Source organism: Streptomyces sp. NPDC001443 (assembly GCF_053597355.1).
Window position 1 is genome coordinate 1 of sequence record NZ_JBSFIA010000089.1, and the last position, 8,291, is coordinate 8,291.

Sequence of the window (8,291 nt, forward strand, 5' to 3'; positions counted from 1 at the left end):
CGGATCCAGGTCAGCAGCAGGTCGAGGGCGAGCAGGACACAGATGCCCGCGTCGATGCCGATCGGGAAGACGTAGGAGAAGTTCCCGAAGCCCTTTCTGGCCGCCAGCTCTCGGACGGCGACGTAGGAGCCGGCGAAGCCGATGCCGGCGACGGTGAGGGTGGCGGTGGTGATGAGGCCGGCCAGGGCGCGGGGTGCGCGGCCGATGGGTGCTGTGTCGGGACGCGCGGCAGGTGGGTGGAGAGCTCTGTGTGGCTCGTGGCCGTTCGGCATCGGCTGGGTTCGTCTGGGTGGCGATGAAGTGCCGGGGGTGGGGTGTGCGGCAGCGTGTGCCTTGTGGCCGGCGGGCGCTGTCGGGGTGCCCGGCGGGGGTCGGTGTACGGGGGTCACGGCTTGGGTTGCCGTTCGTGTCCGGTGGTGTGGAGCAGTTGGTGGATGAGGTGCTGGGTTTCGGGCTGGAGGGGGGCGTCGAGGGTGTGGGTGAGGTGTTGGATGCGGGTGATGGCGGTGTGCAGGCCGGGGCGGTTGCCGGCTGCGTCTTCGATGCGGATCCAGTCGCGGTAGAGGAGTTCGGCGGTGTCGTCGGTGTCGAGGCCGGTGGCGATGGCGTGGCGGGCGGCGGTGAGGTTGTGGTGGGGGCCGGGCGGGGTGCGGTGGGTTGCCACGGTGTGGGCGGTGTGGACGATCCGGGTGATCATTTCTTGTTGGTGGGGCTGTGCCCAGGCCAGGGGGCGGGTGCCGAAGGGGCGTCCGCGTACCAGGGCGAGTGCTTCTTCCAGGTCGGGGAGGCCGGTGGGGCCTTGGGTGAGGGCGTGTTCGGTGAGGTTCAGGAAGCGGGTCCAGTCGCAGCGCACGGCGGGGGCGAGACGGTAGGGGGCGTCGCCGGAGCTGCGGCGGGGCACGTAGGGGTGGCCGGCAGGGTCGTTGCCCAGGGCGCGGCGCAGGCCTTGCAGGCGGGCGTTGAGGGTGGTGGTGGACCAGGGGTTGGCGGGGTCCATGTCGGTGCACAGGATGTCGGCGCTGCGGCCGGGGCGGAAGTAGAGCAGGGCGGCGAGCTGGGCGCTGCGGGGGCCGTGGCCGGTGGCGGGCACGCCGGTGACTTCGACCGGTCCCAGGACCCGTATCTCCGGGGCATGCGGGTCGTGCACGGCATTGTTCGTGCCGGGATTGCGGCCGGGCTCGGGCAGGGCGGCTGGCGGAGCCGGGACGGTGAGGGGTGCGGGTTCGCTCTCGTGCGGGTGCTGGCTGTGCTGTGCCTGGCCGGGGGTGCGGTTTCGTGTGCCTTGGGGCGGCAGGTGAGGTGAGGCCGGGGCGGGGGCGGCGGGCAGGGCCCAGAAGCCGGTGCTGTCGCGGGTGTCCGGTGCGGTTGCGGGGGAGGGGGAGGAGGTTGTGCCGGCCGGGCGCGCGGCGCTGTGCCCCGTCGGTCGTGGGGAGCGTTCGGCGGCGCCGGGATGGCCGGCGGTCTCCTGCGGTGCTGGTACGACTGGGCCGGTGTGCCGGCCGGCGCCGTACAGGGTGGTGATGATCTGCTGGTAGGCGGTGTGTTCCAGGCGCTGGAGGCGTATGTCGGTGACGGTCAGGTGCAGGTGCTGCGGCCCGGGCAGTGAGGCGTTGAGGAGGACGGCGCGGGGGAAGTGCGCAGCTGCCGCGTCGGCCGGGGCGATCAGAGTGACGGGCATGGTGTGTGCCCTGGCGATGACGTCGGCGAACTCGGCAGCGGTGGCGGTGTCCAGTGGGCTCGCGCACAGCACCACGTACGGCTGGTGGACGGTGCCGGGCATCTGGTGGGCCTCCAGCAGCCGCTCGTTGAGGTCGCGCAGTGCGTGTGCGGCGTGGGGTGTGTGAGTGATCTGTTGTGGGGTCGGCAGCTGTGGCAGGTCTTCGCCGAATCCCACGGTGACGATCTCGACGCCGTCTGCCCAGGGGCTCAGCGCGAGTTCCAGGGCGAGGCAGGTGCACACCTCGCTGATCTGGGAGGTGCTGCCGTCGAGGAGTACGGCGGGCGTACGGGCAAGGTTGAGCAGCACCAGGTCGCCTGTCTCGGTGCTGCCGATGGTGACCAGCGCCGGATAGGGAGCCGGCCCTGAGGGGGCGTCGGTGTCGTGCGAGAGGTCGGTGTCGGCCGACAGGGTCCACCATCCGTCGGGGCCGTCGGTGAAGGGCGTCGGCGGCGTCAGGTTGTCGGCCTCGGGCAGGAGGCGGACGGTATGGGGAGTGATGAGCGCTGCGCGCACGGCAGGTACGGTGCTGGCCCGGGTGCGGGCGGCGTGGTGGGCGAGGGCGCGCAGAGCCAGATCCAGCCGGCCGAGGCTGGCGTGGGCGGTGGGGGCAGACATCGAGCCGGAGAGCGCGGGAGCCGGGGCGGTGGCGGTGTGCGTGCGGCGGGTGTGGGTGCGCCTGCGCAGGTGCCGCACGCCGAGGGCTGCGGTGACGGCTGCGGCGGCCAGTGCGGCGCCGGCCAGTGCCTCGTACCCGGTCCGGGAGCTGGAGCTGGGCGCGGTGTGGGGTGCGGGAGTGTGCGCAGGGGTGGGAGAGGCGGGCGAAGTGGCTGGGGCGGGTGTGAGGGCGGGGAAGGCGCCGGTGGTGGGCTGCTGTGTGGGCAAGGACGCGGGGGAGTGGGAGCCGGAAGCGGTTGCGGGGGTGCGTCCGGCGCCGGGGTGGTGGGGTGAGGCTGGGGTGAGGTCCTGGTGGGCTTGGCGCAGTGCGCGGGTGGGAGCGGTGAGAGGGAGTGTCAGGGGTGGTGCGAGGGTTGCGCCGGGGCTCAGAGCGAGGGTGTCGGCGGGCTCTGGAGCGGGGTGTGGGGGTGTGCACGCGCAGGTGGCGGCGGGGGAAGGCGGCTGGGTGGAAGAGGTAGCGGAGGGCAGGGCGGCAAGGGTGGGCAGCAGCAGGAGCAGCCAGGCTGCGCGGCGTGGCGGGAGGCGGGCCATGACGCGGCTCACTTCGCCAGGGTGATCATCGCGGAGTCGAAGAGGGGCAGTTCGAAGTCGACCTGGGTGGTGGAGGGGGGCGGGGCGGGGAACTGCAGGAAGACGGGCACGGTTTCGCCGGGATCGAGCTGGGACAGTCCGGTGGTGGTCAGCGGGCGGGCGTCGGTGTCGCGCAGGACGTAGTAGCGCTTGCCGGCGGTGAAGTCCACCAGCGTGGCGCCGGCGAGGGAGGGGCCGTTTCTCAGTACGGCTGTTTCGTTGCCGCGTAGTTCGGCGGGGACGATGACGAGGGTCGTGCCGGTGTTCTTCAGTGTGCCGCGCAGGGTGACGGCGCCGTGCGGGAGGCGGCGTGCCGAGGTGAGGGTGAGCTGGAGGCGGTGCTGGCCGGTTAGGACCGCTAAGGGTAAGGCGGGCCGGGTGCTGGTGCGCGATGGAGAGGGCAGGGTGCTGGAGGCGGCCACGGTGCGTGCGTCGGGGTGGCTGCCTGCCGAGCATCCGGCAGCCGACAGGGTCAGCCCTGCCGCCAGGGTGAGCAGGGCACGTCGCGGCAGGGGCGTAGTGCGGGGCGAGGATGTCATGATGCAACCCTTTTCTGAAGTGGCACAGCGGCTTGGGGTGTTCGCGTTGGATGCTGCAGGACCGTGCGGCCGGTCAGGCGGCACGATGCGGACGCACAGGACTGGTGCGACGGGCGTTTGACTCAGGGGGAGTTGCGGCCCCGGGGGCCCGGCGCGGGCGGCTGGCCGGGAGGGGTGCGGGGCCAGACGGTGATCGTGTCGCCGTCGAGGGTGACGTGCCGGGCGGGGAACTGCCGGCGTACGAGGGTGAGGTCATCGGGGGTGAAATCGGCGCTCGCGGTGGCCACCCAGGCGTCACCGAGCTGGGCCACCTCCCGCGCGCCGTCCGGCCACACCAGTGCAGTTAACTCTTCCGTTGCGCGAATATCTGTGAGGCGTCGATTCGTGAGATGGGTCATCAGCTTCCATTTTCAGTGATTCTGACGGAGCGCTGGACGCTTGCGGTGCAACAGTAAAGCTTCGCGTGAGCAAATCTCAAGAGGGTTGGGGAATTCTGCCGGCGGGGTGGGGATGCGCCAACCCGGGCCCAGGGAAAGGTTGTTGACGGGTGGAGGGGGCTTGTGGGGGAGCTTCTCGGTTGAACGGGCAGGGGTTCGGCGGTGTGGCCCGGCCCGGGGCGGTGGGGAGTGGCCATGCGGTGGTGGGCAAGCACGGTCAGCGGCTGCGCGGGCAGGGCTTCGATGCGGCTCCGCCTGGACCGGGCCGCCGGGCCCGGCAGGGCTGGTGAAGCAGGCAGGGTAGACAGAGCGGGTTGGGCTGGTGGGGGTGGTGTAGAGGCGGGGGTCATTGGTAGTCCTTCTCGGCCAGGCTTGTCGGCGGTGAGAGGGCCGGGGTGTGCTGGGTGAGGAAAGCGGTCAGGCGGCTGGTCTGTGTTGCGACGTGGCCGGTGAGCTGCTCGAGCGGGAGGGCTTCGGCGTTGGCGAGTGCGGCTCGTTGGAGTGCGGGGGTGTGGCGGGGGCGGGCGTGGGAGGCGTAGAGGGTGTCGAGGTGGGGTCCGCGTAACTGGACGGGTCCTACGCGGTGTCCGCGCACGTTCATGGACACGTAGTGCTCGAACCGTTCCATGACCGCGACCCGGTCCGGGCTCGGGTTGTCGCCCCACTCGGCCGTGACGGGTGCGATCGCGGATTTCGATCCGGCGGTGGTGGCGAGTGTGGAGGCGTTCTGGATCAGGGACAGCCGCACGGGTGTGGGCAGGCGTGCCAGCAGCTGGGTCATGCCGTGGGCGTGGCAGCGGTATTTGCGGAAGTCCTCGAACATCGCGGCGATCGTTTCTGGAGCTGCGCCGGTGAGGGTGATCAGCTCGTCGAAGTACGCCCGGAACGGCACCCGCTTGGCTTCCGGGGTGTCACGCCGGGAGCGCACGGCTCGCAGCAGATCACGGGCCAGCAGCGCGGTGACCAGCCGGTCGGTGGGCCCGTTGCCGCCCGGGCACACCCACACGATCATGCGGGTGTCCATGGCGGTGCGGATGTTGTAGACGCCGACCGGCTGGCCGAGGAAGGCACGAGTGATCGGGTTGGCGGCGAGGCGGGCGATCGGGTTGAGGACGACGGCGAACGCGTCCGCGGGCAGGGTCGGGAACACGGTCTGCCACCAGGCACGGCTCTCCTCGTCGAGACGGTCGGCCACGGCTTTGAGCGCGGCTGCGCGCAACGCGGGATCGGTGAGCAGTGCCCGGACGTGGAAGATCGTGGCCTGGTCCTCGGGGCGGCCGGTCTGGCAGGCGGTCTCGTTGACGGCGACCAGGACGGCCAGCGCGGCGGTGAGGATGGTGATCGCGCGGGGTGCGGTTGCGTCGTCCCAGGCCAACGCGGAGGCGTAGGCGTCGGTGATCGCCTCGACGACCTCGTGCGCCTTCTGGCCGTGGTGCATGCCAAGCGGATTCCACGAACTCACCCGCGGGTTGTCGCCGAGGCCGTTGAGGTCGACGAGCGCGATACGCCGCATGAGAGCCTCGTGGGCCAGGAATGGGAGAACGCGTGGCCAGGAGTCGCGGTGCGGGTCGATGAACAGTAGGCCGCCCCCGGCATGTGCCCAGCCGATCGCCTGGGCCAGCGCACGTTCGGTCTTGCCGCCCCCGGCTTTGCCCACCCCGACTTCGAACAGGGTTTCCTCGGCGTAGGTGGCGACCAGGCGCTGGCGGCCGTCCGGAGTGCGGTAGAGGCCCTGCAGCAGCAGATCAGGGTTGCCGAACTCGAACGTCGGCAGGCTGGCGGCGAGCACCGGCAGTCGGCAGTGCACGGTCGGCGGTTTGAGTAGGCCGACCAGCTCTTCCAGCCTCACCCAGTTGGCGCGGGGCGGCTGGCAGTGCCCCAGTCTCCAGCGGCGCTCGAAACCGCGGCGGGTGGGCCAGTGGTCGGCGCCGATCCGCCACGGTCCCACCCGCCAGCCGCGCATGGCCCACCTTGAGTGGCCGCCGAACACGTCGAGAGCGGCTTGGAGCTGGGCGAGCCGTGCCTGGGCGCGGCCTTCGGTGTTCGAGGCGCACATCACCAGCAGCTGTACGCGCACCAGGTGGTCGTCGTCGGCGAGTTTGCCCAGTGCTTCGGCCGGCTCGATCCTGCGGGGCACGGGCGGCATGACCAGCCGCCGTCCGCCGCCTGGACCGGGTCTGTCGCTGATCAGTTGCTGGAGCTGCCAGGTCAGGGAGTCTTCGATGCCGGAGGCGTCCCGGCGCAGCCAGCGGGCGGCCCGCTGGGCCTCGCGCCGCTCCCTGCGGCGCGCGTTGCTCAGCAGCTGCAGGCGGCGTGCGCGCAGGGCCCATTTGGGGGCGCGCTGGATGTCGAGGCGGAGCTCGGCGAGGTCGCCGAGCTCGGCGCGCAGGTCGGACACGGCATCGATGAGCGGCTGCAGCGGGTCGGGGCTGAGCGGCACCTCACGCAGCGGGGCCGTGGGTCTGCCGCGCAGGACGAACTCCGCACGCACGGTGTGGGTGCGCGGCTTGTCGGTGATCGGCTGGGCCGTGTGCACGGTGACGTCGGGCCCGAACGGGGTGATGGACAGCAGCCGTTGCCCGCTGGCCGGGCCTTCGATGCGGTAGCGCAGCGGGCTGGAGCCGTCCGCGCGCAGCCGGATCTGCACCGCCTTTGATCTACGGGGCGCCCACCAGGGCATGCTCGTGGAGGCCCGGGCGAGCTGGATGCCGCGCCGGAAGATCTCTTCCAGGCTCGGTTCGAAGTGCCGGTTGGGCGCCAGTTCCAGGGCCATCCGCTCGGCCGAGGCGCGCGCCGCGAGTCGGCGCACCGCCGTCTCGGCGGTTGCTGTAGCGGCGGCTATGGCCAGGGCGGGCAGGTACCAGTGGCCGTAGAGCCAGTCTGCGGCGTTGGCCAGACCGCAGAGCAGGCCGCGTGCCTGACCGGTGGCCGTGACGCTGGTGCTGTCTGTCAGGTACGGGGCTGGGGAGTCCACAGTGTTGCTCCCTTCTGGAGGGTGCGTGCGAAGTGCCAGTTGGTGGTGTGGAGGTCGGTGAAGGTGCCGCCGCGGTCCATGCCGGCCCACACCGGGTGCACCGCCGCCTGCGGGCTGCCGTCTTGGCGGGCGGCGGCGGCCTGGACACGGAAGAGGGGGTGGCGAATGCCGGTGCGATCGCCTGGTCTGGAGCGCCGAAGACCGCGGGTCAGTGGGCCCGCCCGATCCCCGCGGCGTCTGCCCGCAGCAAGCCGCGGCCGGCCGCGAGGGGTGTGCTGTCTGTCAGGTACGGGGCTGCGGATTCCACGTCGTTGCTTCCTTCTGCGAAGTTGTCCGGGTGAAGTGCCAGTCGGTGACGCGGAGGTCGGTGTAGGTGCCGCCGCGGTCGGTGCCGGCCCACACCAGGTGCACGACTGCGGTGCCGGGGGCGGGGCCGCGGCGTGCGATCGCGGCCTGGATGCGGAAACGAGCGGTGGCGAATGCCGGGGCCAGCGCCTGACCTGTATCGGGGAAGACGTGCGGCCACGCCGTGCGCCCGATGCCGGTGGCGTCCGCATGCAGCAGCGCCCGTCCGGCCGCGAGCAGCACGCGCTCGTCGGCGGTCGGCAGGTCGGCGGGCCAGGCGGTCTCGAGGTTGTGCTGGATGGCCCGGTCCCCGGCTACGCCCTCGCCGTGCGGCGGTAGAGCGGACTGGGCGCCAGGCGGTGCCGATGAGGTGGGCGCGGCAGAGGAAGGAGTGCTCGTGGCCGACGGGCCGGTGCCGGCGGCAGATACTGCGGCCGTTGACGGCGCATGGGTAGTCGTGTGCCCAGCTGGCCGCGACGTCGGCCCCGATGCCGGGGCCGGGAGCCTGTGACCGTGCGGCCCGCCCAGCAGCGCGACCGCGGCGACGGCGAGGATGACAGTGCTCAGTACCAGCAGGCGCGGCGGACGCGTCGGGGTGGTGGTCATAGCAGGCGTGCTCCGCCCGCGTAGCCCGGCATGGTGTTGACGGCGTCGAGGCGGACGACGGTGCCTGGGCGCGGCGCGTTGATCATCTGTCCGTTGCCGAGGTAGATGCCGACGTGGTGGATGGTGGCGTCGTGTCCGGGGGCGGTGGCGTAGAAGACGAGATCGCCGGCCTTGAGCGCACTGGTGCCGAGGCTGGCGGGGATGCGCCGGCCGGTGCCGGCCTGGGCGGCCGCGGTGCGTGGCAGTTGGATGCCGGCCCGTGCGTACGCGTACAGCGTCAGTCCGGAGCAGTCGAAGCCCTTGATCGTCGTGCCGCTTTTGCCGCTGGGGGAGCAGCAGATCCCGTACGACGCGCCATCGGCGTTGCCGCCGCCCCACGAGTAGGGCACCCCTTGCTGGGAGAGCGCCGCCTCGAGCACCGTGCG

7 protein-coding genes are annotated in these 8,291 nt (G+C 71.9%); all 7 read right to left on the reverse strand.

The genetic code is table 11. The features are described 5' to 3' along the window. A partial coding sequence (locus ACWC24_RS41615) for a DUF2637 domain-containing protein (protein ID WP_450668125.1) occupies nucleotides 1-272 on the reverse strand: 272 nt, incomplete at its 3' end. A 113-nt stretch (nucleotides 273-385) separates the two neighbouring features. Continuing rightward, entirely contained in the window at nucleotides 386-2,602 is a 2,217-nt protein-coding gene (locus ACWC24_RS41620; protein ID WP_450668126.1) for an AfsR/SARP family transcriptional regulator, read from the reverse strand. A 332-nt stretch (nucleotides 2,603-2,934) separates the two neighbouring features. Continuing rightward, nucleotides 2,935-3,504: a hypothetical protein gene (locus ACWC24_RS41625; protein WP_450668127.1), complete on the reverse strand. Its 570-nt coding sequence runs from the start codon at nucleotides 3,502-3,504 to the stop codon at nucleotides 2,935-2,937. A 122-nt stretch (nucleotides 3,505-3,626) separates the two neighbouring features. After that, complete coding sequence (locus ACWC24_RS41630) at nucleotides 3,627-3,902, reverse strand: hypothetical protein (protein WP_450668128.1); 276 nt, start codon at nucleotides 3,900-3,902, stop codon at nucleotides 3,627-3,629. A gap of 385 nt (nucleotides 3,903-4,287) precedes the next feature. Beyond that, nucleotides 4,288-6,915, reverse strand: coding sequence for an ATP/GTP-binding protein (locus ACWC24_RS41635; RefSeq protein WP_450668129.1), 2,628 nt, complete (start codon nucleotides 6,913-6,915; stop codon nucleotides 4,288-4,290). A gap of 282 nt (nucleotides 6,916-7,197) precedes the next feature. Continuing rightward, nucleotides 7,198-7,866 carry a hypothetical protein gene (locus tag ACWC24_RS41640; RefSeq protein WP_450668130.1) on the reverse strand — a complete coding sequence of 223 codons (669 nt, stop codon included), beginning with the start codon at nucleotides 7,864-7,866 and terminating at the stop codon, nucleotides 7,198-7,200. Next, nucleotides 7,863-8,291: C40 family peptidase (locus tag ACWC24_RS41645; RefSeq protein WP_450668131.1), on the reverse strand; the 429-nt coding region annotated here is incomplete at its 5' end. The genes ACWC24_RS41645 and ACWC24_RS41640, both read right to left, overlap by 4 nt.

What these genes read in the sequence shown, in the direction of transcription:
- ACWC24_RS41625 (WP_450668127.1), bottom strand. Translation starts at nt 3,504, where the DNA reads ATGACATCCTCGCCCCGCACTACGCCCCTGCCGCGACGTGCCCTGCTC.
- ACWC24_RS41630 (WP_450668128.1), bottom strand. Translation starts at nt 3,902, where the DNA reads ATGACCCATCTCACGAATCGACGCCTCACAGATATTCGCGCAACGGAA.
- ACWC24_RS41640 (WP_450668130.1), bottom strand. Translation starts at nt 7,866, where the DNA reads ATGACCACCACCCCGACGCGTCCGCCGCGCCTGCTGGTACTGAGCACT.